This is a genomic window from Actinomycetota bacterium, from assembly GCA_019347675.1.
Taxonomy (GTDB): Bacteria; Actinomycetota; Nitriliruptoria; order Nitriliruptorales; family JAHWKO01; genus JAHWKW01.
This window is the reverse complement of record JAHWKW010000009.1, coordinates 1-24,879: the sequence shown is the minus strand read 5'-3', so window position 1 is coordinate 24,879 and position 24,879 is coordinate 1. Positions and strand designations below refer to the sequence as shown.

General features: G+C 71.2%; 25 protein-coding genes and 4 tRNA genes. 19 read left to right on the top strand and 10 right to left on the bottom strand.

The features are described from left to right. Nucleotides 1-150 precede the first annotated feature (150 nt). The 10 genes from KY462_07410 (at nt 151) to KY462_07365 (ending at nt 10,672) form a co-directional block, all read left to right on the top strand. Entirely contained in the window at nt 151-1,821 is a 1,671-nt protein-coding gene (locus KY462_07410; GenBank protein ID MBW3577550.1) for a carbamoyltransferase, read from the top strand. Next, nucleotides 1,821-3,359 carry an HAD-IIIA family hydrolase gene (locus KY462_07405; GenBank protein MBW3577549.1) on the top strand — a complete coding sequence of 513 codons (1,539 nt, stop codon included), beginning with the start codon at nt 1,821-1,823 and terminating at the stop codon, nt 3,357-3,359. The genes KY462_07410 and KY462_07405 overlap by 1 nt, the downstream gene beginning before the upstream one ends. Beyond that, the gene (locus KY462_07400; protein ID MBW3577548.1) at nt 3,356-4,525 is read left to right on the top strand and encodes a glycosyltransferase family 9 protein; all 1,170 of its coding nucleotides are present in this window, start codon (nt 3,356-3,358) and stop codon (nt 4,523-4,525) included. Before KY462_07405 ends, KY462_07400 begins: the two co-directional genes overlap by 4 nt. Then, entirely contained in the window at nt 4,522-5,493 is a 972-nt protein-coding gene (locus KY462_07395; protein ID MBW3577547.1) for a glycosyltransferase, read from the top strand. The genes KY462_07400 and KY462_07395 overlap by 4 nt, the downstream gene beginning before the upstream one ends. Continuing rightward, entirely contained in the window at nt 5,490-6,710 is a 1,221-nt protein-coding gene (locus tag KY462_07390) for a glycosyltransferase (protein ID MBW3577546.1), read from the top strand. The genes KY462_07395 and KY462_07390 overlap by 4 nt, the downstream gene beginning before the upstream one ends. A 61-nt stretch (nt 6,711-6,771) precedes the next feature. Next, nucleotides 6,772-7,341: an SIS domain-containing protein gene (locus tag KY462_07385; GenBank protein MBW3577545.1), complete on the top strand. Its 570-nt coding sequence runs from the start codon at nt 6,772-6,774 to the stop codon at nt 7,339-7,341. Next, nucleotides 7,338-8,714, top strand: coding sequence for a D-glycero-beta-D-manno-heptose 1-phosphate adenylyltransferase (gene rfaE2 / locus KY462_07380; protein MBW3577544.1), 1,377 nt, complete (start codon nt 7,338-7,340; stop codon nt 8,712-8,714). The genes KY462_07385 and rfaE2 overlap by 4 nt, the downstream gene beginning before the upstream one ends. Next, nucleotides 8,707-9,408 carry an SDR family oxidoreductase gene (locus tag KY462_07375; protein MBW3577543.1) on the top strand — a complete coding sequence of 234 codons (702 nt, stop codon included), beginning with the start codon at nt 8,707-8,709 and terminating at the stop codon, nt 9,406-9,408. Before rfaE2 ends, KY462_07375 begins: the two co-directional genes overlap by 8 nt. Nucleotides 9,409-9,437: 29 nt before the next feature. Next, nucleotides 9,438-10,385 (top strand): polysaccharide pyruvyl transferase family protein, encoded by a 948-nt coding sequence (locus KY462_07370; protein MBW3577542.1) that lies wholly within the window; start codon nt 9,438-9,440, stop codon nt 10,383-10,385. A 74-nt stretch (nt 10,386-10,459) separates the two neighbouring features. After that, nucleotides 10,460-10,672: a Rho termination factor N-terminal domain-containing protein gene (locus KY462_07365; protein MBW3577541.1), complete on the top strand. Its 213-nt coding sequence runs from the start codon at nt 10,460-10,462 to the stop codon at nt 10,670-10,672. A gap of 4 nt (nt 10,673-10,676) precedes the next feature. Here the strand turns inward: KY462_07365 and KY462_07360 are convergent, their stop codons facing one another. After that, entirely contained in the window at nt 10,677-11,066 is a 390-nt protein-coding gene (locus KY462_07360) for a DUF4383 domain-containing protein (GenBank protein ID MBW3577540.1), read from the bottom strand. A gap of 223 nt (nt 11,067-11,289) precedes the next feature. Between KY462_07360 and KY462_07355 the strand changes: the two genes are divergently transcribed. The 3 genes from KY462_07355 to KY462_07345 are packed head-to-tail and all read left to right on the top strand — an operon-like array spanning nt 11,290 to nt 14,320. Further along, nucleotides 11,290-12,036, top strand: coding sequence for a c-type cytochrome (locus KY462_07355; protein MBW3577539.1), 747 nt, complete (start codon nt 11,290-11,292; stop codon nt 12,034-12,036). After that, the gene (locus KY462_07350) at nt 12,033-12,932 is read left to right on the top strand and encodes a Rieske 2Fe-2S domain-containing protein (protein ID MBW3577538.1); all 900 of its coding nucleotides are present in this window, start codon (nt 12,033-12,035) and stop codon (nt 12,930-12,932) included. The genes KY462_07355 and KY462_07350 overlap by 4 nt, the downstream gene beginning before the upstream one ends. After that, nucleotides 12,929-14,320: a ubiquinol-cytochrome c reductase cytochrome b subunit gene (locus tag KY462_07345; GenBank protein ID MBW3577537.1), complete on the top strand. Its 1,392-nt coding sequence runs from the start codon at nt 12,929-12,931 to the stop codon at nt 14,318-14,320. The genes KY462_07350 and KY462_07345 overlap by 4 nt, the downstream gene beginning before the upstream one ends. An 82-nt stretch (nt 14,321-14,402) precedes the next feature. Here KY462_07345 and KY462_07340 read toward each other — a convergent pair whose 3' ends face one another. The 7 genes from KY462_07340 to KY462_07310 all read right to left on the bottom strand — a co-directional run bounded on the left by KY462_07340 (nt 14,403) and on the right by KY462_07310 (nt 21,042). Next, nucleotides 14,403-14,783 carry a cytochrome c gene (locus KY462_07340; GenBank protein ID MBW3577536.1) on the bottom strand — a complete coding sequence of 127 codons (381 nt, stop codon included), beginning with the start codon at nt 14,781-14,783 and terminating at the stop codon, nt 14,403-14,405. A 9-nt stretch (nt 14,784-14,792) separates the two neighbouring features. Then, nucleotides 14,793-15,656: a cytochrome c oxidase assembly protein gene (locus tag KY462_07335; GenBank protein MBW3577535.1), complete on the bottom strand. Its 864-nt coding sequence runs from the start codon at nt 15,654-15,656 to the stop codon at nt 14,793-14,795. Further along, on the bottom strand, nt 15,656-15,991 hold the full coding sequence (locus KY462_07330) for a hypothetical protein (GenBank protein MBW3577534.1): 336 nt from the start codon (nt 15,989-15,991) through the stop codon (nt 15,656-15,658). Before KY462_07330 ends, KY462_07335 begins: the two co-directional genes overlap by 1 nt. 10 nt (nt 15,992-16,001) lie before the next feature. Continuing rightward, nucleotides 16,002-16,619, bottom strand: a complete 618-nt coding sequence (locus KY462_07325; protein ID MBW3577533.1) for a cytochrome c oxidase subunit 3 — start codon at nt 16,617-16,619, stop codon at nt 16,002-16,004. A 28-nt stretch (nt 16,620-16,647) separates the two neighbouring features. Then, nucleotides 16,648-18,714: a cytochrome c oxidase subunit I gene (ctaD, locus tag KY462_07320; protein MBW3577532.1), complete on the bottom strand. Its 2,067-nt coding sequence runs from the start codon at nt 18,712-18,714 to the stop codon at nt 16,648-16,650. Next, complete coding sequence (coxB, locus tag KY462_07315; GenBank protein ID MBW3577531.1) at nt 18,603-19,658, bottom strand: cytochrome c oxidase subunit II; 1,056 nt, start codon at nt 19,656-19,658, stop codon at nt 18,603-18,605. Before coxB ends, ctaD begins: the two co-directional genes overlap by 112 nt. Before the next feature lie 103 nt (nt 19,659-19,761). Then, nucleotides 19,762-21,042, bottom strand: coding sequence for a hypothetical protein (locus KY462_07310; protein ID MBW3577530.1), 1,281 nt, complete (start codon nt 21,040-21,042; stop codon nt 19,762-19,764). A gap of 161 nt (nt 21,043-21,203) precedes the next feature. Here KY462_07310 and KY462_07305 point away from each other — a divergent pair, with 161 nt between their 5' ends. Beyond that, on the top strand, nt 21,204-21,839 hold the full coding sequence (locus KY462_07305) for a DUF4191 domain-containing protein (protein MBW3577529.1): 636 nt from the start codon (nt 21,204-21,206) through the stop codon (nt 21,837-21,839). Nucleotides 21,840-21,855: 16 nt separating this feature from the next. Here KY462_07305 and KY462_07300 read toward each other — a convergent pair. Then, nucleotides 21,856-21,931 (bottom strand) — tRNA-Arg (locus tag KY462_07300). Between the two features lie 274 nt (nt 21,932-22,205). Here KY462_07300 and KY462_07295 point away from each other — a divergent pair. From KY462_07295 to KY462_07285, 3 genes are all read left to right on the top strand, one after another. Beyond that, entirely contained in the window at nt 22,206-23,165 is a 960-nt protein-coding gene (locus KY462_07295; GenBank protein MBW3577528.1) for a threonine/serine dehydratase, read from the top strand. 91 nt (nt 23,166-23,256) lie between these two features. Beyond that, a tRNA-His gene (locus tag KY462_07290) sits at nt 23,257-23,334 on the top strand. A gap of 33 nt (nt 23,335-23,367) precedes the next feature. Continuing rightward, nucleotides 23,368-23,440 (top strand) — tRNA-Lys (locus KY462_07285). A 37-nt stretch (nt 23,441-23,477) separates the two neighbouring features. Here the strand turns inward: KY462_07285 and KY462_07280 are convergent. Further along, complete coding sequence (locus tag KY462_07280; protein MBW3577527.1) at nt 23,478-23,996, bottom strand: hypothetical protein; 519 nt, start codon at nt 23,994-23,996, stop codon at nt 23,478-23,480. A 76-nt stretch (nt 23,997-24,072) separates the two neighbouring features. Between KY462_07280 and KY462_07275 the strand changes: the two genes are divergently transcribed. After that, nucleotides 24,073-24,156, top strand: a tRNA-Leu gene (locus KY462_07275). A 147-nt stretch (nt 24,157-24,303) separates the two neighbouring features. After that, the gene (locus KY462_07270) at nt 24,304-24,534 is read left to right on the top strand and encodes a hypothetical protein (GenBank protein ID MBW3577526.1); all 231 of its coding nucleotides are present in this window, start codon (nt 24,304-24,306) and stop codon (nt 24,532-24,534) included. The last annotated feature ends 345 nt before the right edge of the window (nt 24,535-24,879 follow it).

Sequence of the window (24,879 nt, the reverse complement as noted above, 5' to 3'; positions counted from 1 at the left end):
GCATCGAGTATGACGATGCCGCCCGAACGGCCGGTTCGGGCCGATCTTGACCGTTCGTTCGGACGAATGGCAACAGTCAGGTAGTTACGCACATCGTGTTCGTTGGGAAGAACGAAAGGTATGGTCATCGAGCCGTCAGAGGGAGAACCGGTGCGCATCCTCGGCATCAACGCGGTCTTCCACGATCCCGCCGCGGCGCTCGTGGTCGATGGTGAGGTGGTCGCCGCAGCCGAGGAGGAACGCTTCACGCGCCGCAAGCACGGCAAGCGGCCGGTCCCGTTCTCCACCTGGGAACTGCCCGAGCAGTCCGCCGCGTGGTGCCTGGCGCACGCCGGCCTCACCCCCGAGGACCTCGATGCGGTGTCCTACTCGTACGACCCTGCGCTGGCGCCCACACCGCGCGACGAGGTGACGGCCAACGCGTGGGAGGGGCTGCGGACCTTGTACGTCGAGCGCGCGCCGTCGTTCCTCAGCACCGCCCTGCCCGGCTTCGATCCGGCGATGCTGCGCTACGTCCCGCACCACGTGGCCCATGCGGCGTCCGCCTACCACGCCGCCCCCTACCGCGACGCCAGCGTGCTCAGCCTCGACGGCCGCGGCGAGACCGCGACCCACCTCGCCGGCCGCTCGCGCCGCGGTGACCTGGAGGTGATGGCCTCCACCGAGCTCCCGCACTCGTTGGGCCTGCTGTACGAGGAGCTGACCGAACACCTTGGCTTCCTGCGCTCCTCCGACGAGTACAAGGTCATGGCACTGGCGTCGTACGGCACGCCGACCCACCTGGATGCCTTCCGCGATCTCGTGCGGGTCCGCGAGGACGGGACCTTCACGGTCGACAACGTCGACTGGGCCGCGTTCGCCAAGCCGGTGCAGCGCGCAGAGGCCCGTCACCGCCCGACCGAGGAGGTGTGGAAGGAAGAGCACGCGGATCTGGCGGCCAGCGTCCAGGTCCGTCTGGAGGAGGTCGTCCTCGATCTGGCCCGGTGGCTGCACGCAAGGACGGGTGACCGGGTGCTGACCATGGCCGGCGGGGTGGCCCTGAACTGCGTGGCGAACTCCCGGCTCGCCCGTGAAGGACCGTTCGAGACCGTGTGGGTGCAGCCGGCCGCGGGGGACGCGGGGACAGCGTTGGGCGGGGCGCTGTACCTCTCGCACCAGGCAGGGGACCGCACCCAGCCGCTGTCCACCATCGCCCTCGGTCGCAGCTGGAGCGACGAGGAGCTCGCCGCGTGCCTACACACCGCCGGCGTCCCCTACGAGCGCCCCGCCGACATCGCCGAGGCCACGGCCGCCGTTCTGGCCGACGACGGCATCGTCGCCTGGTACCAGGGTCGGAGCGAGTGGGGACCGCGGGCGTTGGGGCACCGCAGTCTCCTGGCACATCCGGGCCACGCCGCGAACGTCGAGCGCCTCAACGACGTCAAGGGTCGCGAGGAGTTCCGGCCGGTCGCCCCCATGGTGCTGCTGGAGCGGGCGAGCGACATCTTCGACGGTCCGCTCCCGAGCCCCTACATGCTGTTCGTGCACCAGGTTCGCCGCCCGTGGCGCGACCGCATCCCGGCGGTGGTGCACGTCGACGGCACGGCCCGCATCCAGACGGTCGACCACGACGACGAACCGCAGGTGCACCGGCTCCTCGACCGGTTCGCGCGGCGGACCGGCCTGCCCGTCGTGGCCAACACCAGCCTGAACACGGCCGGGCGGCCGATCGTCGACGATCCCCGGGACGCCCTGGAGTGCCTCGGATCAGCCCCGATCGACGCGCTGGCGATCGGGCCGTACCTGGTCCGTCGACGGGCGCTGTTCGGTGGCGGCGCCTGATGCAGGCGGTCGCGTTCGACATCGTCGTCCCGACGGTCGGACGGCCGTCGTTGCATCGACTGCTGCAGGCCCTGGACCACGGCGACGGTCCGCGACCCCAGCGGATCGTGCTGGTCGACGATCGTGACGACCGCAGCGACCCGCTGCTGGCGACCCGGCCGCCGCCCGGCATCGCGGACCTGGTCCGGGTGCTGCCGTGTCCCGCGTCCGGTCCGGCGACGGCCCGCAACCTCGGGTGGCGGGCGTCCAGCGCACCGTGGGTGGCTTTCCTCGACGATGACGTCCGGCCGACCGCCGCGTGGCTGGAACGCCTGGCGGCTGATCTGACCGGCGCAGGCCGCGACGTCGCAGGAGTCCAGGGCCGTATCCGTGTGCCGCTCGCACCGGATGGGGCTCCCACCGACTGGGAGCGCAACGTCGCGGGGCTGGCGGAGGCGCGGTGGGTGACGGCGGACATGGCCTACCGCCGCGACGTCCTCGAGCGGGTCGGCGGGTTCGACGAGCGCTTCCCGCGCGCCTACCGCGAGGACGTGGAGCTCGGTTTGCGTGTGACCGCTGCCGGCTACCGGATCGTCCAGGGGCAGCGGGTGGTGGACCACCCGGTCCCGCCGGCGGACGCGTGGGTCAGCGTGCGCAAGCAAGCCGGGAACGCCGACGACGCGCTGATGCGCGCGCTGCACGGCCACCGCTGGCGCCACCGGGCGGGAGTGGCGTCGGGGCGACGCCCGCTGCACCTCGCCACGACCGCGGCCGGCGGTGGTGCGGTGCTGGCGGCGATGTCGCACCGCCCGCGGGCCGCGGCGATCGCCGCGGCCGCGTGGCTGGGGCTGACGGCCGAGTTCGCCTGGCGGCGGATCCGCCCCGGTCCACGCGACCGGGACGAGCTCGCCACCATGCTGGCGACGAGCGTCGTGCTCCCCGTGGTCGCGACGTACCACTGGCTGCGGGGACTGATCCGCGCCCGCAGGCTCGCCGCCGCCGGGCTGTGGCGGCCCGGCGGCCCATTGGCGACCGAGCGTCGGGTCGAGGCGGTGCTGCTCGACCGCGACGGGACCCTCGTGGAGGACGTGCCCTACAACCGCGACCCGTCACGGGTCCGGCCGCTGCCGGGCGTGCGTGACGCACTGGACCGGTTCCGCGGCGCTGGGCTGGCGATCGCGGTCGTCACGAACCAGAGCGGGATCGCCCGCGGCCGGCTCGCCCGCGCGCAGGTCGACGCCGTCAACGAGCGGGTCGAGGAGCTGCTGGGGCCGCTCGACGGATGGTTCGTCTGCCCGCACGGCCCCGAGGACGGCTGCGAGTGCCGCAAGCCTGCCCCGGGGCTGGTCACCAAGGCCGCCGCCGACCTCGGCGTCGATCCGACGTCCTGCGCCGTGGTCGGTGACATCCAAAGCGACGTCGACGCGGCGTTGGCCGCCGGTGCACGCGGCATCTTGGTGCCGCGCCCGTCGACCCGCCCCGAGGAGGTGCTCGCGTCCCCCGAGGTCGCCGCCGACCTGGCTGTCGTGGCCGACCGGATCGTCACGGAGGACCGATGACCGTGGCGCGCGTTGCACGGTCCCGGGCGGGCGCCCACGTGCTGCTCGCCCGGCTCGACAACGCCGGCGACGTCCTGTTGACCGGGCCGGCAGTCCGCGCGGTCGCCGCCACCGCCGGGCGGGTGACGTTTCTGTGCGGGCCCCGCGGTCGAGCCGCGGCCGAGCTCCTCCCCGGCGTCGACGACGTCGTCGTCCACCGCGCGCCGTGGATCGACCACGACCGGCCGCCCGTGGAGCGCGACGCCGAGCTCGGCCTCGCCGATCGCGTGGCGGCGCTGGGCGTCGAACAGGCGGCGATCTTCACCTCCTTCCACCAGTCGGCGCTCCCGCTGGCGCTGCTCCTGCGCTTCGCGGGGGTCGCCACGATCGCAGCGATCAGCGAGGACTTCCCCGGTTCGCTCATCGACGTCCGTCACCGCGTCGACGACGACATCCACGAGGTCGAACGCAACCTGTCGCTCGTCGCCACGCTCGGGTACCGGTTGACTGCAGGCGACGACGGCCGGCTGGCGGTCCGCCGTCGCCACCCTCGGCGGGCGAACCCCGCAGGCCAACCCGGGTACGTGGTGGTGCACCCGGGAGCATCGGTTCCGGCTCGGGCGTGGGCGCCGCAACGGCACGAGGGCCTGGTCGACGCGCTCCTCGACGAAGGCTGGCGGGTGGTGGTCACGGGCGGTCCGGCGGAACGGGAGCTGACCCGCCGGATCGCCGGCGGGCGGGCGGGCGGTGACCGGGGCGCCGGCGCAGCCGGCGGGCGGGCGGGCGCTGACCGGGTCGCCGGCGCAGCCGGCGGGCGATCGCGGCTTGGCGTCACCGACCTCGGCGCCAGGACCGACCTGGCGGCCTTCGCCGAGGTCCTCGCCGAGGCTGCGGCCGTCGTGACCGGCAACACCGGACCAGCGCACCTCGCCGCCGCGGTCGGCACACCGGTGGTCGAGGTGTTCGCTCCCACGGTCCCGGCGGTGCGCTGGCGGCCGTGGGGGGTCCGCCACGAGATCCTCGGCGATCAGACCATCGCCTGCGCGGGCTGCCGGGCCACGGTCTGCCCGCAGCCAGGCCACCCGTGCATCGGCACTGTCACGATCGACGACGTGATCGACGCGCTGCGTCGCGTCCTCGCCGACCCCGATGCCACCGCGCACCCGGTCGTGACGGGACGGCCATGAACGTCCTGTGCTGGCACATCCACGGCTCGTACACCACGTCGCTGGTCCAGGGCGACCACCGTTACCTCATCCCCGTCCTGCCCGACCGTGGACCCGACGGGCTCGGCCGGGCGCGCACGTGGCAGTGGCCGCCCAACGCCGTCGAGGTGACCCCGGCCGACGCCGCCGGCGCCGAGGTCGACGTGGTCATCCTCCAACGCCCCCGGGAGCTGCACGGCCTGGCGGAGCGCTGGCTCGGCGGTCGCCGCCCCGGCCGTGACGTCCCGGCGGTGTACCTCGAGCACAGCGCCCCGCAGGGACGGATCAACCGGATGCGCCACCCTGCTGCGGATCGCGACGACCTCGTGGTCGTGCACGTCACCCACTTCAACGACCTGTTCTGGGATTGCGGCTCGGCGTCGACGACGGTCGTCGAGCACGGCATCGTCGACCCGGGAGAGCGCTACATCGGCGACGTCGCGCACGCGGGAGTGGCGATCAACGAGCCGGTCCGCCGCGCCCGGGTCACCGGCACCGATCTCCTCGACCGTCTGCGCACGGCCGCCCCGGTCGACCTGTTCGGGATCGGCGTCGCCGGACTCGACGCGCCCGCCCGCGACGGGCTGCATGCGCTGCGTTCGTTCGAGGACGTCCCACAGGAACGCCTCCACGAGGAGCTCCGGCGCCGCCGCGTCTACGTCCACCCGGTGCGGTGGACCTCGCTCGGGTTGACGTTGCTGGAGGCGATGCACCTGGGGATGCCCGTGGCGGCGCTGGCCACCACGGAAGTCGTCGAGGCGGTGCCCCCCGAAGCCGGTGTGGTCACGACACGGGTCGACACGCTGATCGACGGGGTCATACGCCTGATCGCGGATCCCGAGGAAGCCCGCCGACGCGGCAAAGCCGCCCGCGACGCAGCCCTCGAGCGCTACGGGTTGCGACGCTTCCTGGCGGGGTGGGACCGGGTCCTGGAGGAGGTGACGCGGTGAGGATCGCGTTGGTGTCCAACCACGCCAGCCCGATGGTCGTCTTGGGCGGCGTTGATGCGGGCGGCCAGAACGTGCACGTCGCGGCGTTGTCCAAGGCGCTGTCCGCCCGCGGGACGGAGGTCACCGTCTACACCCGCCGGCAGGATCCCGGCGTCCCCCGACGGGTGCCCTTCCACAACGGCGTGACCGTCGAGCACGTCGACGCCGGCCCCGCACGCCCGATCTCCAAGGACGAGCAGTTCCCGTTCATGGAGCAGTTCGCCGCGGAGCTGGAACGGGCGTGGACGCGGTGGCGCCCCGACGTGGTCCACGCCAACTTCTGGCTGTCCGGGTACGCCTCGGTGCTCGGCGCCACCCCGATCGGCGCTCCGGTCGTGCAGACGTTCCACGCCCTCGGCCTGGTCAAGCGCCGGCACCAGGGCGAGATGGACACCAGCCCTGCCGACCGCTTCCCGGTCGAGCGGTGCCTCGTCGCCAGCGTCGACCATGTGATCGCCACCTGCACCGACGAGGTCTTCGAGCTGCGGCGCCTGGGCGGCGAGATCGAGCGGATCACGATCGTGCCGTGCGGCGTCAACCTGCGCCTGTTCCGTCCCGACGGTCGCGTCAGGCCACGGCGCGATGGTTGGCACCGGCTGGTCATCGTCAGCCGCCTGGTCCCACGCAAGGGCATCGACGACGTGATCCGCGCGCTGGCCACCCTGCCGCACACCGAGCTGCTGGTGGCCGGAGGGCCGCGCCGTGAGGATCTCGACCGCGATCCGGAGATCGCCCGCCTCCGCGCCGTCGCCGCCGACGCCAGCGTCCGCGACCGGGTCGCCTTCCTCGGCCGGCTCGAACGGCACGATGTCCCGCCACTGATGCGTTCCGCCGACGCGGTGGTCAGCACACCGTGGTACGAGCCGTTCGGGATCGTCCCGGTCGAGGCGATGGCCTGCGGGGTCCCCGTCGTCGCGACCGCGGTCGGCGGCATGATCGACACCATCCGCGACGGCGTGACCGGACTGCACGTGCCGCCGAAGGACCCCGACGCGATCGCGGACGCGGTGCGCGCACTGCTCGACGACCCCGGCCGGCGCCACACGATGGGCCAGGCGGGGGTGGTCCGGGCCCGTGTTCACTACAGCTGGGATCGCATCGCCGACGCCACGCTGAGCGTGTACCGAGCGGTCGCTGACCGTGACCGTCGCCTCGCCGAGGAGGTGTCCCATGGCTGACCGACCGCTGCCGCACGGACGGGCGCACGTCGACGCCCTCATCGATGCGCTCACCGACGTCATGCCCGACCTGTCGACGATCCAGCGCTGGGGACACGAACTCGCCCGGGTCCTGACCCAGGGAGGGCGCGTGCTGGTGTGCGGGAACGGGGGCAGCGCAGCCCAAGCCCAGCACCTCACCTCCGAACTGGTCGGCCGCTACCGCGACGAACGACGTCCCTTCAGCGCGCTGGCGCTGCACGCGGAAACCTCCAGCGTCACGGCGGTCACCAACGACTACGGCTACGACCATGTCTTCGCACGGCAGGTCGGCGCCCACGGCCGTCCCGGCGACGTCCTGATGGCGTTGAGCACGTCCGGGCGCAGCCCCAACGTCATCCGCGCGGTCGAAGCGGCACGGCGTCAGGGTTTGGTCACCTGGGGACTGACCGGCATGCTCCCCAACCCTGTGGCCCAGTTGTGTCACGAGACGATCGCGGTCCCGACGGCAGCCGTCGCCACCGTGCAAGAGGTTCACCTGGTGATGCTGCACCTGATCTGCGCTGAGGTGGACATCGCGGTGGGAGCGTCGCAACCGGCCGAGGACCACCTGGATCTGCCAGAGGCCGCGCCGACCGGAGCCCTGTCGTGACGGCACCGTTGGTGATCATCGGTGACAGCCTCCTCGACCGCGACGTCGACGGGTCGGTGGAGCGGGTGGCCCCCGACGCTCCGGTCCCGGTCGTCGACCAGGACGCGGTGATCAGCCGTCCGGGCGGAGCCGGTCTCGCGGCGGTGCTGGCCGCTCGTGACGGCCGCGACGTGATCCTGATCACGGCGTTCGCCGACGACGATGCCGCCCGGGAACTCGACGATCTCCTGCAACGGGCCGGCGTCCACACGGTCGACCTCGGCACCGATGCCCCGACCCCGGAGAAGGTCCGGATCGCGCCAGGCGGGCGGCCGCTGATCCGTCTCGACCGCGGCGGTCGCCGGCCGGGGAGGGTCGGGGACCTGACGCCGGCCGCCGCCGATGCCCTCGCCGGCGCCGCAGCCATCCTCGTCTCCGACTACGGCCGTGGCGTCACTGCCGTCGACAGCGTCCGCGACGCGGTCCTCCAGGGCGCCCGTGCCATCCCGGTGGTGTGGGATCCACACCCTCGCGGGGGCGTCCCGGTCGCGGGCGTCCGCGTCGCCACCCCCAACCGCGACGAGGTCGGCCGGTTCTGCGGCGGCCTCGGCGGTGATGACCTGCACAGCATCACCACGGCGGCGCGGACGCTGATCGCCCGCTGGCAGGTCGCTGGGTTGGCGGTCACGCTCGGCCGGCGCGGCGCACTGTTCGTCGACGGAGAGGCCCACCCGCTGACCGTGCCGGTGCCGGCGGTGGACGGGGGAGATCCGTGTGGGGCAGGCGACCGGTTCGCGGTGACCGTGGCCAGTCGCCTCGCGGACGGAGCGGTGCCATCCGAGGCGGTGGTGGACGCGGCGAACGCATCGACCGTCTTCGTCGCCGCCGGCGGGGCAGCCACCGTCCACACCGAGCCGCGGCTGCCCGGCCGGCGCCGTCCGCGCGACGCCCGAGCGCTCGTCGACGAGGTCCGCGCCTCCGGCGGGAGCGTGGTGGCGACCGGCGGCTGCTTCGACCTGCTGCACGCCGGTCACGTGGCCACCCTGGAAGGTGCCCGCTCGCTGGGCGACTGCCTGGTCGTGTGCATCAACTCGGATGCGTCGGTCAGGCGGCTCAAAGGGCCGGGGCGGCCGGTGATGCCTGCCGACGACCGCGAGGCGTTGCTGCTGGCGCTGGGCTGCGTGGACGCCGTCGCGGTCTTCGACGAGGACACGCCTGAGGCCGTCCTCGAGCGGCTCCGGCCCGACATCTGGGCCAAAGGCGCGGATTACGCCACCACCGACCTCCCCGAGGCTCGCGTCGTCGAGCGGTGGGGCGGCCAAGCGGTCGTGCTCCCGTATCTGCGCGGCCGATCCACCAGCCGCCTGGTCGAGGAGGTCCGCAACGGTGAGTGACCGCACTGGCGCACCTGTCGGGACGGTCCTGGTCACGGGCGGGGCGTCGGGACTCGGCGCTGCGGTCGCCGACGCGGTCGCTGAGGCCGGTGGGACGCCGATCGTGGTGGACATCAACGAGCCCGCAACGGCGCATCCCTTCCAACGGATCGACCTGGCCGACACCCGGCGCGCCGAACAGGCGGTGCGTGACCTCGCCGGACGCCACGGCGGCCTGGACGGGGTCGTGACGTGTGCGGCGGTCGACGTGCCACGCGACTTCGCCGACGTCGACCGCGACACGTGGGAACGCATCGTGACGGTCAACCTGCTGGGGACCGCCGCGGTGATCCGCGGGGCGCTCCCGTCGCTGCGTGAGCGCGGCGGCCGGATCGTCACGGTCGCATCGACGCTGGGGCTGCGTGCCCTGCCGGCGGCGTCGGCCTACTGCGCCAGCAAGTTCGGGATCGTGGGGATGACCCGGGCGTTGATGCTCGAGCTCGCCGGGCAGGTCGGCGTGACGCTGCTGGTTCCCGGTGGGATGGACACCGCCTTCTTCGACGGCCGCCCCGATCAGTTCCGCCCCGCGCCCGAGCAGATGCTCAACCACCCGGCCGACGTGGCCGCCACGGTGCTGTTCGCGCTCCGCCAGCCCGCAGGGTGTGAACTGCGCGAGCTGGTGGTGACGCCGTCGGTCGAGCCGTCCTGGCCATGACCGACCGTGGAGCTCCACCCCGAGGCGGTGTGACCCTGCATGAACCGCTGGTGGCCTCGTCGCGGCCGGTGGACGGCGAGCCGCGCGCCCTCGTGGCGGGCTGGTTCAGCTTCGTCGCCGGTGAGGCCACCGCAGGCGACCTCCTCGCCGGCGAGGAGGCCCGCCGGTGGCTGGAGGAGGCCGGCTACCGCTGCGACGTCGCCCTGAGTCCGGCTTTCGCCGGCGGCGTGACCTGGGACGAGCAGGATCCGGCTCGGTACGCGGTGGTCGCGTTCGTGTGCGGTCCGGCCGGCGGGACGCAGCTCGACCGGCTCCTGGACCGGTTCGAGCGGTGCACGCTCGTGGGGTTGAACCTGTCGCTGGTCGACCCGGACGTCGCAGCGAGGTTCGATCTGCTGTGGGAACGCGACAGCGACACCACCTGCCGCCCCGACCTCAGCCTCGGCCCGGAGGTGGCTGAGGTCCCCGCGGTCGCCGTCGTCCGCGCCCACGCCCAGCCAGAGTACGGCCACGACCGCCTCGACGAGGTCCACGATCGGATCCTCGCGGTCCTCGGCGACCGGGGCTGCGCCGCGATCGCGCTGGACACGCGCGTCGATCCCGCACTGAGTCCGATCGCACCGGATGTGCGCAGCTCAGCGGAGCTCGCCTCGCTGCTGCGGCGGATGGACGCCGTCGTCTCGACCCGCTTGCACGGTCTGGTGCTGGCGCTCAAGCACGGTGTCCCGGCGGTCGCGATCGACCCGGTGGTGGGCGGAGCGAAGGTCCGTCGACAGGCCCAGGCGCTGGGCTGGCCGCTGGTGCTGACCGCGGACGAAGCGGACGAGGACAGGCTGCACGCGGCGCTGGATCGCTGCTTGGAGCCGCAGGCGCGTGAGCAGGCCGCCGAGTGTCGCGACACGGCGCGTGCGGAGCTGCGGCGTCTGCGCCGAGAGGTCGTCGCAGAACTCGCACGTCGGGCCAGCCGGCGAGGGTAGGCACCGACCCCTGGCGCGATAGCGTGGTTCCGTCTGCCCGGTGCCCGCGAGGGCGGGGAGAGAAGGCTGTCGACATGGCGAACGACGAGGGCGGCCGCTACCGCGAGCTGCGGGACCGCGGCCTGTCCCCACGTGCGGCGGCGATCGTCACAGGGACGAACCCTGGTCCCGACTACACCAAGGAGGAGCTGTACGAGATGGCCCGGGCGGCCGACATCCCCGGCCGGTCCCGGATGAACAAGTCACAGCTCGTCGACGCGCTGCGGCGAGCGGGTGAACTGCCCTAGCCGTCTACGTCGCCGGTGCCGTGCGCGCGTCTCGGGCAGCTGCCAACGCGGCCACACCCGTCGCGAGGTACAGGACCCCGTCCGCCCGGTTCAGCGCGAGCACGTTCCACTCCGCATTCCCCGTCAGTGCGAACCCGGCGACCCCGAACACGAGGAACACCAGCCCCACGGTGGTGACGACCGGGCGCACGGCCCCCGGTGGCTCGGTGCCGGCCCACAGCAGCACGGTCCCCAGCGCCGCGTGAACCAGGTTGAGGGTCGAGTTGAGCCGGAACCACGCGATGTAGGTGTCGGTGTCGGCCTCGACCCAGTGCTCGAACCCGGTGACGGCGAACCCGACCACGCCGAGTACCACGTAGACGAACCCGGCGACGTAGGCAAACCCTCGGGCCACCACTGCCTCCTCACGACGGACCTGTGTGACGCTACTCGCCGAGCGACCCAGTCAGGGCGGCGACGGCGACGGCGGACGACCGCCGCGATCGTCAGGCCGCCTCGGGTTGACCGAACGGGGCGTGGCGTCGACCACGACTTGGCGCGTCTCTGTGCTAAGAAGTGTCTCTCGTGGCGGAGGGATCGACGAGGTCGTGATCGGCCGCGGCCGGAGAGGGCGAGGCGTGGCGGCTGTGTCGGCCGCTGCGTTCGCTCTGCTCGCCGTCGTCGTCGCCGGACGGGGGCCCGACGCGTCAGCGCAGGTCCAGCCCCAGCCACAGAAGCCTCGTCCCGAGGCGCCCTCCGCGGAGCATCTGTTCCAGCGCGACTGCGCGTACTGCCACGGTCCGCAAGGCGAGGGCACGAGCCGCGGTCCGTCGCTGGAGGAGTCGGGGACCGCGGCGGTGCACTTCTACCTGACCACCGGGTACATGCCGATCAGCGAACCCGACGAGCCGACCCGCCGACGCGAACCCGCCTACGCCGAGGAGGAGATCGACGCGCTGGTGCGCTACACGGCTCGTTTCACGCGCGGGCCGTCGATCCCCCGGGTGGAGGTCGACCCGGAAGACGTCGCTCACGGCGGCGAGCTGTACCGGCTCCACTGCGCGGCGTGTCACCAGTTCGCGGGCACCGGCGGAGCGCTGATAGGGGTGGAACAGTCTCCGCCGCTGTTCCGAGCCACGCCCGTGGAGGTCGTCGAGGCGCTCCGGATCGGTCCGGGGCCCATGCCGGCCTTCTCCGAGGAGCAGATCAGCGAGGAGGACGCCAACGCGATCGCGTCCTTCGTGGCACTGGAGCTACAGCAGCCCACCGACGCGGGCGGCATCTCGCTCGGCCACTTCGGGCCGTACAGCGAGGGCGCCATCGCGTGGTTGTTCGGGCTGGGAGCGCTGTTGGTCGCGGCTGCGTGGATCGGGAGGCGAACGTGAGCGCCGAATCGAAGGACGGACGCGACCAGCGCGTGGCGACGGTCGCCGCGACCATCGCCTTCGTGGTCGGCATCGGCGGCGGGATCGCGTTCGCGATCGTGTACTCCGTCGGTGCGGAGACCGGGTGGTACACCCAGGCGCTCGGCGGGTCACTGGCGGTCGCGACCGCCGCGATCGGGATCGGATCGGTGATCTGGGCGCACAAGCTGATGCCGCACGGCCCCGAGGAGGAGGAGCGCCCGTTCCCCGGGGGCAACCCCGACGAGCGGGCGAAAATGCTCGCAACGTACGACGACAGCCTCGAGGAGATCGGTCGCCGCCGGCTCCTGGGGCGGCTGCTGTTCGCCGCCGTCGGCGTGACCGGACTGGCGTCACTGTTCCCGATCCGCTCGCTGGGCCCCTCCCCGTTCCCCGAGCGCGCTCGCACTGCCTGGAACCGCGGAGTGCGGCTCGTGACCGAGGAAGGCCACCCGGTCCCGGTCGATGAGCTCGACGTCAACGGCATCCTGACCGTCTTCCCGGAGGGCCACATCCACGACGCGGACGCCCAGACGGTCCTGCTCCGGGTTCCTTCCGACATCTTCGAGCCGCTCGACGGGCGCGAGGACTGGTCGGTCGACGGGTACGTGGCCTACTCCAAGGTCTGCACCCACAACGGCTGTCCCGTGGGCCTGTACCAGGTCGAGACCCAGCAGCTGTTCTGTCCGTGCCATCAGAGCGCCTTCGACGTCCTGCAGGGGGCTAAGCCGACGTTCGGTCCCGCGACCCGCCCGCTCCCCCAGCTCCCCCTCGCTGTCGACGGTCAGGGCTACCTGATCGCACGCGGCGACTACGACGTGCCGGTGGGGCCCGGCTTTTGGACCTGGCCGTCGGCTGCGCGCCAGGAGACAGGGTGATCGAGCGCCTCGCCCGGTGGGTCGACCGCCGCGTCGGCGGGTCGGAGTTCGCCGAGAAGAAGCTGACCAAGATCTTCCCGGAGAGCTGGACGTTCCTGTTCGGTGAGGTGGCGCTGTACTGCTTCGTGATCCTGGTCATGACCGGGACGTTCCTCGCGGTGTTCTACGAGTCGTCCCTGGTCGACACCACCTACGAGGGCAGCTACGCCCCGCTGCGTGGCGTCGAGATGACGGCCGCGTACCACTCGGTGATCCAGCTCAGCTTCGACGTGCGGGCCGGCCTGTTCTTCCGCCAGATGCACCACTGGGCGGCCCTGGTGTTCGTCGCGGCGATCGTCGTGCACCTGTCGCGGGTGTTCTTCACCGGGGCGTTCCGCCGTCCCCGCGAGCTGAACTGGGCGATCGGCGTGACGCTCCTGCTGATCTCGCTGATCGAGGGCTTCGCCGGCTACTCGCTGTTGGACGATCTGCTGTCGGGGACGGGCCTGCGGATCGCTCATGCGGTGATGGAGTCGATCCCCCTGATCGGGACCTGGACCACGTCGCTGATCTTCGGCGGCCCGTTCCCGGGCGAGTACATCATGTCGCGGTTGTTCACCGGCCACGTGTTCCTGCTTCCCGCGTTGCTCGCCGGGCTGATCGGCGTGCACCTCGCGCTGGTCTTCCGCCAGACCCACACGCAGTTCCCGGGCCCGGGCCGTACCCAGCGCAACGTGGTGGGGGCGCGGCTGTGGCCGACGTACACCGCGATGTCGTTCGGGATGTTCGCGCTGACCACCGCGGTGCTGGCGGCGCTCGGCGGCCTGGTCCAGATCAACCCGGTGTGGTACTACGGCCCGTACGAACCGTTCATCGTGAGCACCGGCGCGCAGCCCGACTGGTACATGGGCTGGCTCGAGGGTGCGCTGCGGATCTTCCCGGCGTGGGAGTTCACCGGCTGGGGGTTCATGCTCGCCAACCCGTTCTTCCCCGCGGTGCTCCTACCGACCCTGACGTTCGTCGTCCTGTACTTCTACCCCGCCCTGGAGCGCACCCTCACACGGGACTGGGGCTACCACCACATCCTTGACCGGCCGCGCGACCGCCCGATCCGCACCGCGTTCGGCGCCGCAGGCCTGTCGTTCTACGTGGTCCTCCACATCGCTGGTGCTCAGGACATCATCGCCACCCAGTTGAACGTCAGCATCGTGTCGACGATGTACACCCTGCGGGCCGCCGCGCTGGTGGTCCCGATCCTGGTGGCGTTGATCACCTACCGGTGGTGCCGTGACCTGGCGGGATCATCGCAGCGGCCGGCACGGGCTGGGGCCGAGGCCGAGGCCGCACAGCCTGCGCCCCGCCCGGCTCCGGCCTACGGCCATGGCGCGTCGCCGGCGGAAGAGGAGTAGCGTCAAGGTCAGCCGGGTGTGTCGCACTGTCAGGGGTCGGGAGCCGCCCCGAACGGCGCGGATCTGTCGCTACTTGACCCGGCTACTTGATGCTGTGCAGGTAGGCGGCGATGTTGCCCGCCTCTTCCTCGGTGACGCCCAGGACCGGCATGGCGGTCCCCGGTTCGATGCTGGGCGGGTCCTGAACCCAGCGTGCGACGTTCTCCGGCGTGTTGGGCAGGGCCCCGGCCACGTACGCCCGCTGGCTGAAGTTCGTCAGCGGCGGAGCGACCAGCCCGTTGGCCCCGCGGATCCCGGGGATGGTGTGGCAGCTGCCACAGCCGTACCGCTGGATCAGTTCCCGGCCGAGCTCCACCTGGGTCTCGGTGCCCGCTTCGGGGGCGCGGCCGGGGACCACGTCACATGCCGCCACCACCGCAGCCACCGCCAGGCTGCAAGCCAGCCACCAGCTTCTGGGTGCCATCGCTTCTCCTCAGATCCGGCCGTGCAGCAGCGCGGCACGCTCGTCAGCGCGTAACCAGCGTAGGAACAGCAGCACCCCGCCGATCAGGTACGCGAGTCCACCGGGGAAGAGCATCAGGCCCCCGGCGAGCTGCTGGTCCTCCAACGGTGTCAGGCCCCACCGCAGTGCCCCCACGATGTGGTGCGGGTACCACGCCTCACCGGCGAACGTGACCAGCCGGACCAGGACGCCTGACAGGAACACGCCGGCGAACAGAGCCGCGACCCCAACCGCGTTCGCGTACCGACCGCGCGGCTCGGCCGCGACCCACCACAACGGCAGCGCCCCGGCGATCAGCGTGGTGTGCTCCACCACGTGGACGATCGCGTGATCGAGCGCCGCCTCGTACAGCGCCGGTACGTGCCACACCCACAGGGTCGTGACGTGCACGACCACGGCCGCAACCGCGAAGCCGACCGGGCGGGTCCCCGGCTGCGGCAGGCGTACCCGCGCCACGGACAGGGTCCGGCGGGCGCGCAGCGGCAGCCCCATGGACCCGACCAGCACCGGACGGGCGAGCACCAGCAGCGGTGGCACCACCAGTGTCAGCAGCACGTGCTGCAGCATGTGCGCCCCGAACAGCTCGTGCGCGAGCGCCTCGAGGGGCGACAGCAGCGCCACCGCGGCGAGCGTCACCGCGGCGGCGAAGCACCGCGTGCGCCACGGCGGGAGCGCACGTCGGCCGGCCTCCGTGGAGCGCACTCGCCGCAGCCCGGCGCCGTAGACCGCCACCCCAGCGACGAGCACCGCCACGATCAGCGGTTCGAAGCTCCACGCCGCCGCAAAGCGTTCGGGGCTGAGCGGCTGACCAGCGTGGGCGACGATGCGGCCCATCAGGCCGCACACGGGTCGAAGATGAACACCGGGACGTACTCAGCCATGATCGCCAGACCGAAGATGGCGGTGAGCAGGAGGCCCATCCCCCCGAGGAAGCGCACCCCCGACGAGGCGTCCTCGTCCCGCCACGCCGCCCAGGTCGGGATCAGCGCCGCCGCGGTCGGCGCCAGCGTTGCGAACGTGAGCACGTGGTACCAGACCATCTGGCCGCTGTGGCACACGTAGGGGGTGATCGCGGCCATCCCGGCTATGTGGGCACCCCAGAACGCGATCCCGGCAACCAGGCCGTACCACAGCCCCATCCCGCCGGCGTGTTCCGCCTTCTCCGCCATCATCATCGGTTCAGCCGGACAGCACGCGTGGCGAGAGGTACAGCGCCCCGTACACGAACACCCAGATCACGTCCACGAAGTGCCAGTACATCCCGCCGATCTCCAGCATCGTGTGGCGCTCCGCGGTGATCCGGCGGCGGAGCACGTGGGTCAGCACGAACGTCAAGGCGATCATGCCGATGATCAGGTGGACCGCGTGGAAGTTCAGGATCGTCACCACCGCGGAGCCGTACGCGGTCTCGGTCGGGGAGAGCTCCGCGAACAGAAGGAGTTGTTCCTGGATGTGGCCGATCAGGAACATCGCGGCCATCGCGAGGGCGACGACGAGCCACATGGCGCACTTGGCGGTGTCTCCGCGTTCCATGAGGCTGCGCTCGGCCAGGATCACCGGTGCCGTGCTGCCGAGCAGGAGGGCCGAACGGATCCCCGACCCGACCAGCTCCGGCACCGGCACGCCGGGCGGGGGCCAGTCGCCCAGTCCGGCCCAGAAGTAGAAGTAGACGAACAGGAGCAGGCCGAACAGCACACCCTCGGTCACGATCAGGCTGATCATCCCCCACCAGGCGGTCGACCGGCCAGGGCGGATCTCGACGACCGGCCCGTGTGCGGTGGTCCCGACGCCGCTCATGGCCGGTCTCCCGCCGCCTGCGCGGTCGTCATCGCAGGGCCTCCTCGACCTCGGTGCCCTCCAGCTCGACCTCCTCCTCGATCCACTCCGGCCAGTACCAAAGGAACAGCGACACAGCGATCACGCCCACCCCGAGCAACCCGATCCAGAAGCCGCGGGTCAGCACCCCGAAGCAGAAGATCATGGTCCCCACCGCGACCCCGAGGGGCCACGGTGACGGGCTCGGCATCGGCATGACCTGCTCAGGCACGGCGTCCACCCCGCCGGTGGCCAGCGTGTAGTGCTCCTCCTCTTCCTCGCCTGGTAGGAGCACCGGACGTTCGGGTGGCGGGCCCTCCTCCTCGTCGCTGACCGCCTCGAGCGGCTGTTCCCACAGCGGGTACCGGCTGGTGATCCGGGGGAACTCCAGGAAGTTGTACTCGGGCACCGGCGACGGGGTGGACCACTCCAGCTCGCCGGCCCCCCACGGGTTCGCCCCGGCCAGAGGGCCACGCTTGCGGCTCCACAGGAAGTTGACGAACGACACCCCGAAGCCCACCGCCAGCACGTACGCCCCGATGGTCGCAGCCAGGTTGATGCCGTCCCAGCCGAGTCCGGACAGGTAGGTGTAGTAACGCCGGGGCATGCCCCACAGGCCGAGCAGGTGCAGCGGGAGGAAGGTCACGTTGAAACCGATGAAGACCAACCAGAAGCTCCACTTGCCGAGCCGTTCGTTCATCAACCGCCCGGTGATCTTCGGCAGCCAGTAGTACAGGCCGCCGAAGACCGGGAACACCGAGCCCCCGACGAGCGTGTAGTGGAAGTGGGCCACGACGAAGTAGCTGTCCTGGGCCTGGAAGTCGAAGGGGATCATGGCGACCATCACGCCGGTGATCCCGCCCGCCAGGAAGACGAACAAGGCCCCGATGACGAACAGCATCGCCGTGTTGAAGATCGGTTTGCCCTTCCACAGGGTCGCGATCCAGGCGAAGAACTGCACCCCGCTGGGGATGCTGACCATGAAGCTCGCAGCCGAGAAGAAGCTCAGCGCCATGAAGCCCAGCCCGACCGTGAACATGTGGTGTGCCCATACCCCGAAGCTCAGGAAGCCGAGCGCCACCAGGGCGGCAGCCACCAGCAGGTAGCCCGCCAGGGGTGTCCGCGACAGGGATGCCACGATCATGGACACCACACCGGTGGCGGGCACGAACACGATGTAGACCTCCGGGTGGCCCCACAGCCAGAACAGGTGCTGGTAGAGCACCGGGTCGCCGCCCGCGGTCGCGTCGAAGAAGCGGAAGCCGAAGGCACGATCGAGCTCGAGCAGCACCTGCGCGAGCGTGATCGCCGGCAGGGCGAACACGATCATGAACGACATCACCAGGATCGACCACACGAAGATCGGCAGCCGGCTCGCGCTCATCCCGGGGGCGCGCATCTTGAACGTGGTGACGATGAAGTTGATGCCACCGACGGTGGTCGACACCCCGAGGAAGGCGAGCCCGATGGCCCAGTAGTCCATCGTGAGGTTCGGCAGGAACTCGTTCTCGGTCAGCGGCGGGTAGGCGAACCAGCCGCCGTCGGGCATCAACCCGATGAACAGGCTGGTGTACAGGAAGATCCCGGACAGCAGGAAGAACCAGTACGACATCGCGTTCAGGCGCGGGAACGCCATGTCGCGGGTCCCGATCTGGAGCGGGAGGAAGTAGTTGCCGAACCCACCCCAGATCGTGGTGTTGAACAGGAAGATCATCGTCACGCCGTGCATCGTCATCAGCTGGTTGTACAGCTGAGGACCGATGAACGTGTTCTCGGGCACCGCCAGCTGCGTGCGCATCAGCAGCGCCTGGATCCCGCCGATCACGAAGAAGGTCAGGGCCGTGACGAAGTAGCGGATCCCGATCCGCTTGTGATCGACGGTGGTCAGGAACCCCACGATCCCCGGCTGGTCGGACCAGATCTCGTCGAGACGTTCCGCCACGGCCGACCGGGGCAGCGTCGTGGTCACTGGAGGTTCTCCAGGTAGTCGAGCAGCGCGTGCAGCTCGTCGGGTTCGAGCGTGGTGATCGGCGGCATCTCGTTGCCGGGCTTGATCGTCTGGGAGTTGACGATCCATCCGGACAGGTGGCCGCGGTCGTTGGGGACGGTCCCGGCTCCGAGCATGGCTCGGCTGGCCAGGTGGGTCAGGTCGGGCCCGATCTGCCCGTCGGCGTCCGTGCCGCGGATCGCATGGCACCCGGCGCACGCGTGGCGGATGAACAGCTCCTCGCCGCGGGGGTCGTCGACAACCGCCGGGCGAGCCTGCGCCTCGGCCCAGTTATCGAACTCCTCCGGGGACACGGCGACCACCTCGAAGGCCATGTTGGCGTGCTGCAGGCCGCAGTACTCGGCGCACTGGCCGCGGTAGCGGCCCGGCTCGTCAGCATGGATCACCAGTCGGGTACTGCGTCCGGGCACCATGTCGGACTTGCCGTGCAGTTCCGGCACCCAGAACGCATGGATCACGTCGACCGTCTCGAACCGGAACTCGACGTCGGTCCCGGTCGGGATGTATATCTCGTTGGCGGTGACCACGTCGTGCTCGGGGTAGTGCACCTCCCACCAGTACTGGTGGCCGATCACGGTCACGTCGAGCTCACCGCTGTGGGGTTCCTGCGCCAGATACACGAACGTGGCTCCCATCATGCCCATCAGGATCACGGTGGGCACGAGCAGTCCGCCGATGAACACGAAGCGGTTGGCCGGGAAGCGCGCCTCGTCCTCGTCGGCGCGGCGACGGCGGAACATGGCGATCAGCATCAGGCCGCCGACGATGACGTACACGGCCAGCCCGGTCCAGAAGGAGATCAGGAACACCTCGTACTGGCGCTGAGCGCCCGGGCCCTTGGGCTGTAGCGCGCCCGCCTGCCAGGTACACCCGCCGGCGAACACGACCAGCAGGCCGGCGGCCACCGCAGCGGCACGGGAGGGCCACCGCCGCGCGCGTCCCACCCCCGACCGAGCCCAACCGATCATGCGGCGACTGTAGCCGAGGCCCTCGGGGGTCACGTCGACAGGCAAACACCGCCCCCTGGCCGTCCGGCCGGTCGAGGGAGGCCATGTGGGGCCATGCGCGGTGGCCGGACGGGCGACACGCGGTGGTGGCGGCCGTGTTCGAGAGCGTCTAGAAGCGACGTGCCTGCGCGTCGATCGTCGCGGTCATCGTCCGGACGTGTTCGGCGGCGTCTCGCTCCATGATCGTCACCTCCAGCGCCCCGCCCGTGGCCTCCTCCAGCAGCGTGGCGAGCTCCTGGGAGAACTCGTCCAGCCGCTCCAGGGCGTCCTCCTCGGCGGCCTCCTCGGCCTCGCCGATCTCCTCGCCGGCCTCCTCGGCCTCGATGCGCTCGGCCACCGCCTCGGCGTAGGCCACCAGGGCGTCGGTCCGCTCGTGCCAGAGCTCCTCGAGATGCGAGCTGAACTCGTCTCCGAGCGCCTCGCCCAGGGTCGCGGCGAGAGACCGGGTGACAGCGTCGACCACGTCTTCGACGGGCGCCGCCTCCTCGTCGGGCGCGAGCGTGGCCCGCGTCAGCATGGCGGTGAACACCACGTCATCGACCATGCGGCCGGTCAACTCAGCACGCAGGCGAGCCACCTCGGAGTCGATGTCGCCCTCCAGGCGCTGGGCTTCGGCGATCACTCCGGCCAGCCCCGCGGCGACCTCTCCCATGCGCTCGACAGCGTCCCGTAGCGCGCCGTACCACTGGTCGGGCTGCTCGTGGACGTCGACGGCCGACGTGATCGTGTCGACGTGCGAGGTGATGTCCTCGGCGACCATGGCCCGGTCGGCGGTGCCACCGGTCAGCGACACCACCGTGTCCGCGAGCTCGTCGGCGTTGCGTCGCAGGTCCTGCATCGCCACACGAGCACCGGCGGCGTCGCCCGACACGATCGCCTCGACGTAGCGTTGCTCGTGGTCGACGTGGGCCGTCCAGGCCTCCTCGAAGCGTTCGGCCAAGGGACTGTCGAACAGCTCACGGATCTCGTTCGCCAGCTCTTCGGTGTTGTCGGTGAGCGCAACCTGCACCGCAGCACGAGGGCTGTAGGCGCCATCGACGGCGGCGTGGGTGGCGTGGCCGACCAGAGCAGCATGCTCGCGGAGCAGGAAGTCGAAGTGGGAACGCAGCTGCACGGCGTTGGCGTGAACCTCCCCGTCAAGTTCGGTGACCTCGTGGACGCCGACCACGATCGAGGTCGCCCACACCGTCATGTGCTCGGCCGCGCCGTGTTCCTCCTCGACAGGATCGCCTTGGGTGGCAGCGGTGGCGGTGACCTCACCCGGGCTGGGTGTCACCTCCTCGGTGGGGGTGGTGGCGGGTCCGGGCTGCTCTGCGGGCCCGCAGGCGGCGGTCGCGATCAGCACGGCCACCGTGCCCGCGAGGCGACGTGTGTGGGACAGCCTCCGCACGAGCATCTCCGTCGCGTTCTTCGTTGGAGCAGGTGCCCCCGCAGCATGGCGCGTCGCGGCCGGCGCGGTGCCGGACGTTCGGGCAAGCCGACCGCCACCCACCGGAAACCGTCCAGCCGGTGCCGTCTACGCTCGCGGCGGACCCGATCGGTGTGGCGCGCATGGACCGACTGCGGCAGATATGGCTGGTGATCCAGACCACCCGCGAGGCCGACCCGCGGGCGGTCCCGCTGATCGCCGCCGTGGGCGTGGGCGTCTTCGCGATCGTGTTCGCGATCGGGCTGCTGACCGCCAACGCGATCGTGGGGGCCGCGGTCGGGGTCACGCTGGGGCTGCTGGCGGCGGTTGTGGTCCTCGGTCGGCGGGCCACCTCCGTCCAGCTCGGATCGATCGAAGGTCGACCCGGTGCTGCGCTGGCGGTGATCCAGACGATGCGCGGGCCGTGGCGGGTCACAGCCGCCGTGGCCGTCACTCGCAAGCAGGATCTCGTCCACCGCGTCGTGGGACGGCCTGGCGTGGTGCTCGTCGGAGAGGGGGCACGTCCGCGCGTGCAGTCGATGTTGAAGAAGGAACACCGACGCATGCAGCGCGTGGTCGGCGACACACCGGTCCACGAGGTGATCATCGGGGACGGCGAGGACGAGGTCGGCCTGGGGGAACTGCGGATGCACCTGATGCGTCTGCCGCGCCGGATCAAGAAGCAGGACATAGGGTCGCTCGACACGAAGCTACGGGCGCTTTCAGACAGCGAACTGCCGATGCCCAAGGGGTACATCCCCCGCGGTCGCCCCCGCTGACGCAGTGGGCTGGAAGCGCGCCCGGCAGGACTCGAACCTGCAACGAACACCGGGTAGAAGCCGGCTGCTCTGTCCAATTGAGCTACGGGCGCGAGGAGTCGGCGGCCACGGTCGCCGCCACGGCAGAGTACCGCCAGGCAGGCCTCGAGGCTCGCGGCCACTTCGAGGCAAGCTCGCGTTCGCGGTCGCGGTCAGCCTAGAGTGATCCCGGCCACAGATGCGGGGCCCTCTCGGGGTGCCCATGGGCGTCTGTGCCCCGAAGGCCCCGCCCCCCGTCGGGGCCTTCGGTCATCGGGGCGCTGCCGGCCGCGCGATCGGGGCGCTGCCGGCGCGTGGCGACCTGGACTGGCCGGAGGCTGATGTGCCGTGATCGATCTCGACGACGTCCGCGCCGCGGGGCGCCGGCTCGCGGACGTCGTCCACCGCACTCCGCTGGTCACCGCACGGTCCCTCGACGAACGCAGCGGCGCGCGTGTGGTCTGCAAGGCGGAGAACCTGCAGCGGGCGGGGTCGTTCAAGCTGCGGGGCGCCTACAACGCGATGGCGTCGCTGGGTGAGGCGGAACGCGCACGGGGCGTTGTGGCCTACTCCTCGGGGAACCACGCTCAGGCGGTGGCGCTGGCGGCACGCCTGCTGGACACCACCGCGACCATCGTCATGCCGGCCGACGCGCCACCCGCCAAGCGCGCCGCCACGATCGCCTACGGCGGGATGATCGTGACCTACGACCGCGGTCGCGAGGATCGCGAGGACATCGCCCACCAGCTCGCCGATGAGCGCGGTTCGACGATCATCCCCCCCTACGACGATCCGCGGGTCATGGCAGGTCAGGGCACCGCCGCGCTCGAACTGATCGAGGACGCGGGAGCGTTCGACGCGCTGGTCGTCCCCGTCGGCGGCGGCGGACTGATCGCCGGGTGCGCCACCGCCGCCCGGGGGACGCTCGCCGACGTGGAGATCGTGGGGGTGGAGCCCGCGGATGGTGACGACACCGCCCGTTCGTTCGCCGCCGGCCAGCGGGTGTCGATCCCGACTCCACGGACGGTGGCGGACGGGCTGCGGGCCACCACCCCCGGTGAGCTGACCTTCGCCGTCAACCGCGAACGGGTGGACCGGATCGTCACGGTGTCTGACGCGGCGATCCTGGCCGCGTTGACGTTCGTCTTGAACCGGTTGAAGCTCCTCGTCGAACCCAGCGGTGTGGTGGCGCTCGCCGCGGTGCTCAGCGACGCGGCCGGTGTCCGCGACCGACGGGTCGGCGTGATCCTGTCCGGCGGGAACGTCGGAAGCGACGACCTCAGCCAGCTGTTACGCCGGTGGGAGTGAGGCCACGGACCTTTGCACGTCCCACGTGTGGGAGTGAGGCCACGGACCTTTGCACGTCCCACCCCCCACACGTACGCTTCACGCGCACCTGGTGGGTGTAGCTCAGTCTGGTGAGAGCGCCTGGTTGTGGTCCAGGAGGTCGGGGGTTCGAATCCCCTCACTCACCCCACGTCCGTCCTGTCACGGACCGTGTGGACGGTTCGCCCCGCTAGCTCAACTGGCAGAGCATCCGACTCTTAATCGGCAGGTTCGGGGTTCGAGTCCCTGGCGGGGCACAGCAGCGGCCGTCGAGACCCACGTCGACGAGCGCGATCATGCGGCCACCGTGAAGTCGGCGCTGGCCAGTGGCTGGTCGTTGGCGTAGACGGTCACCTGGTAGCGACCCGGCTGCTGGGTGTACGCGGCGCTGAGACCAGCGGCCGCGGTGCCCAACGGCTGCGGCATGCGGACCGTGGACGTGAACAGCTCGTCGACGTCCGCGTCCGTCCGCGTGAACACGAACCGGAGGACGTCGCGCCCCGGACGGCTGCGGTCGTAATCCACGTCGACCCACACCACGACCCGTTCGCCGATCTCGAAGCGGTCGCGGGGCGCGGCCGGTTGACCCGTCCGGGGATCCAGCGCGTCGGTGACGACGAGGCGGCGGAGCACGATCCCGTCGGCCGACGCGATGGGTTCCGGGGACGCTGCTGGGCGGCCGGGCGGACCGTCGCCGGACAGCACCACCCCGACCAGCGCCAGGATGGCGACCAGCGCCGCGGTCATCAGCGCCACCGCAGCGGTGCGCCGCAGTCGCAGGCGGCGCCCCGCCGCCCCACGATCGTCGCCCACGACGGCAGCCTCCTCACCGATCGGCGCAGCGTACGGCGGCGCCGACGGAACCCGCCCGGTCGTACCCTGTCGCCGCGCGAGCGTGGCGGAACCGGCAGACGCGCCAGGTTTAGGTCCTGGTGCCCTTCGGGGCTTGGGGGTTCGACTCCCCCCGCTCGCACACCGCTGCCCTGGAAGAACGCTTGCGTGCCCCCGGTCGCGTCACCAGTGGCCGCTGGCAGCCTCGTGAACGAACGACCAACCGAGAGGCCCGCGGGCTCGGCCCGCCTCCGTACCGTCGGTCGTAGTCCACGACCGAGGAGCAACGATGGCGAGGTTGAAAGAGACCGCGAGTCAACTCGTGCAGGCGCCGTTCCGGTTCGCCCAGCAGGCGACCATCGGCCCGTTGCGTGAGGAGATCGTCCCGTTGCGCGAGGAGATCACCGACCTGAGACGCGAGCTACGGCAGATCCGCGACGAGATCGACGAGATCCACGACGACACGCAACACATCCGCAGCCAGCAGGCCACCGAGCGAGCGGAGGAAGTGGCGAGCTGACCCACACGGACGCGCGGAAGGCAGCAACGTGAGCGAACAACGCAACGACACCGATCCAGACACCGATCCCGACACCCCCCGCTACACCCCACAGGAACGCACCGGCCAGGACGAGGAAGAGACCGCCCCCGCAGCCGGGCCCGCGTCACACCCCCGAGCAGCGCACCGACGAGGACGATTCCGGCGACGGGAGCTAGTGTGCCGTCCGCTAAATACGCTAAATAATGGCTGGGCGGGTGTAGATTCCCTGTGACGGGCTGATGGTGGCGACCAGGAGCTGGCATGGGGCGTGCGGGGCGACCGACGGTGGCGATCGAGCTGAACGACGACGAGCGGCAGACCTTG

Bases quoted from the DNA above. Each gene is read 5' to 3' on its own strand.
- KY462_07405 (MBW3577549.1), top strand. From the start codon at position 1,821: ATGCAGGCGGTCGCGTTCGACATCGTCGTCCCGACGGTCGGACGGCCG.
- KY462_07400 (MBW3577548.1), top strand. From the start codon at position 3,356: ATGACCGTGGCGCGCGTTGCACGGTCCCGGGCGGGCGCCCACGTGCTG.
- KY462_07395 (MBW3577547.1), top strand. From the start codon at position 4,522: ATGAACGTCCTGTGCTGGCACATCCACGGCTCGTACACCACGTCGCTG.
- KY462_07385 (MBW3577545.1), top strand. From the start codon at position 6,772: ATGCCCGACCTGTCGACGATCCAGCGCTGGGGACACGAACTCGCCCGG.
- KY462_07365 (MBW3577541.1), top strand. From the start codon at position 10,460: ATGGCGAACGACGAGGGCGGCCGCTACCGCGAGCTGCGGGACCGCGGC.
- KY462_07340 (MBW3577536.1), bottom strand. From the start codon at position 14,783: ATGGCACCCAGAAGCTGGTGGCTGGCTTGCAGCCTGGCGGTGGCTGCG.
- KY462_07335 (MBW3577535.1), bottom strand. From the start codon at position 15,656: ATGGGCCGCATCGTCGCCCACGCTGGTCAGCCGCTCAGCCCCGAACGC.
- KY462_07330 (MBW3577534.1), bottom strand. From the start codon at position 15,991: ATGGCGGAGAAGGCGGAACACGCCGGCGGGATGGGGCTGTGGTACGGC.
- KY462_07325 (MBW3577533.1), bottom strand. From the start codon at position 16,619: ATGAGCGGCGTCGGGACCACCGCACACGGGCCGGTCGTCGAGATCCGC.
- ctaD (MBW3577532.1), bottom strand. From the start codon at position 18,714: ATGGATCGTCAACTCCCAGACGATCAAGCCCGGCAACGAGATGCCGCC.
- KY462_07305 (MBW3577529.1), top strand. From the start codon at position 21,204: ATGGACCGACTGCGGCAGATATGGCTGGTGATCCAGACCACCCGCGAG.
- KY462_07270 (MBW3577526.1), top strand. From the start codon at position 24,304: ATGGCGAGGTTGAAAGAGACCGCGAGTCAACTCGTGCAGGCGCCGTTC.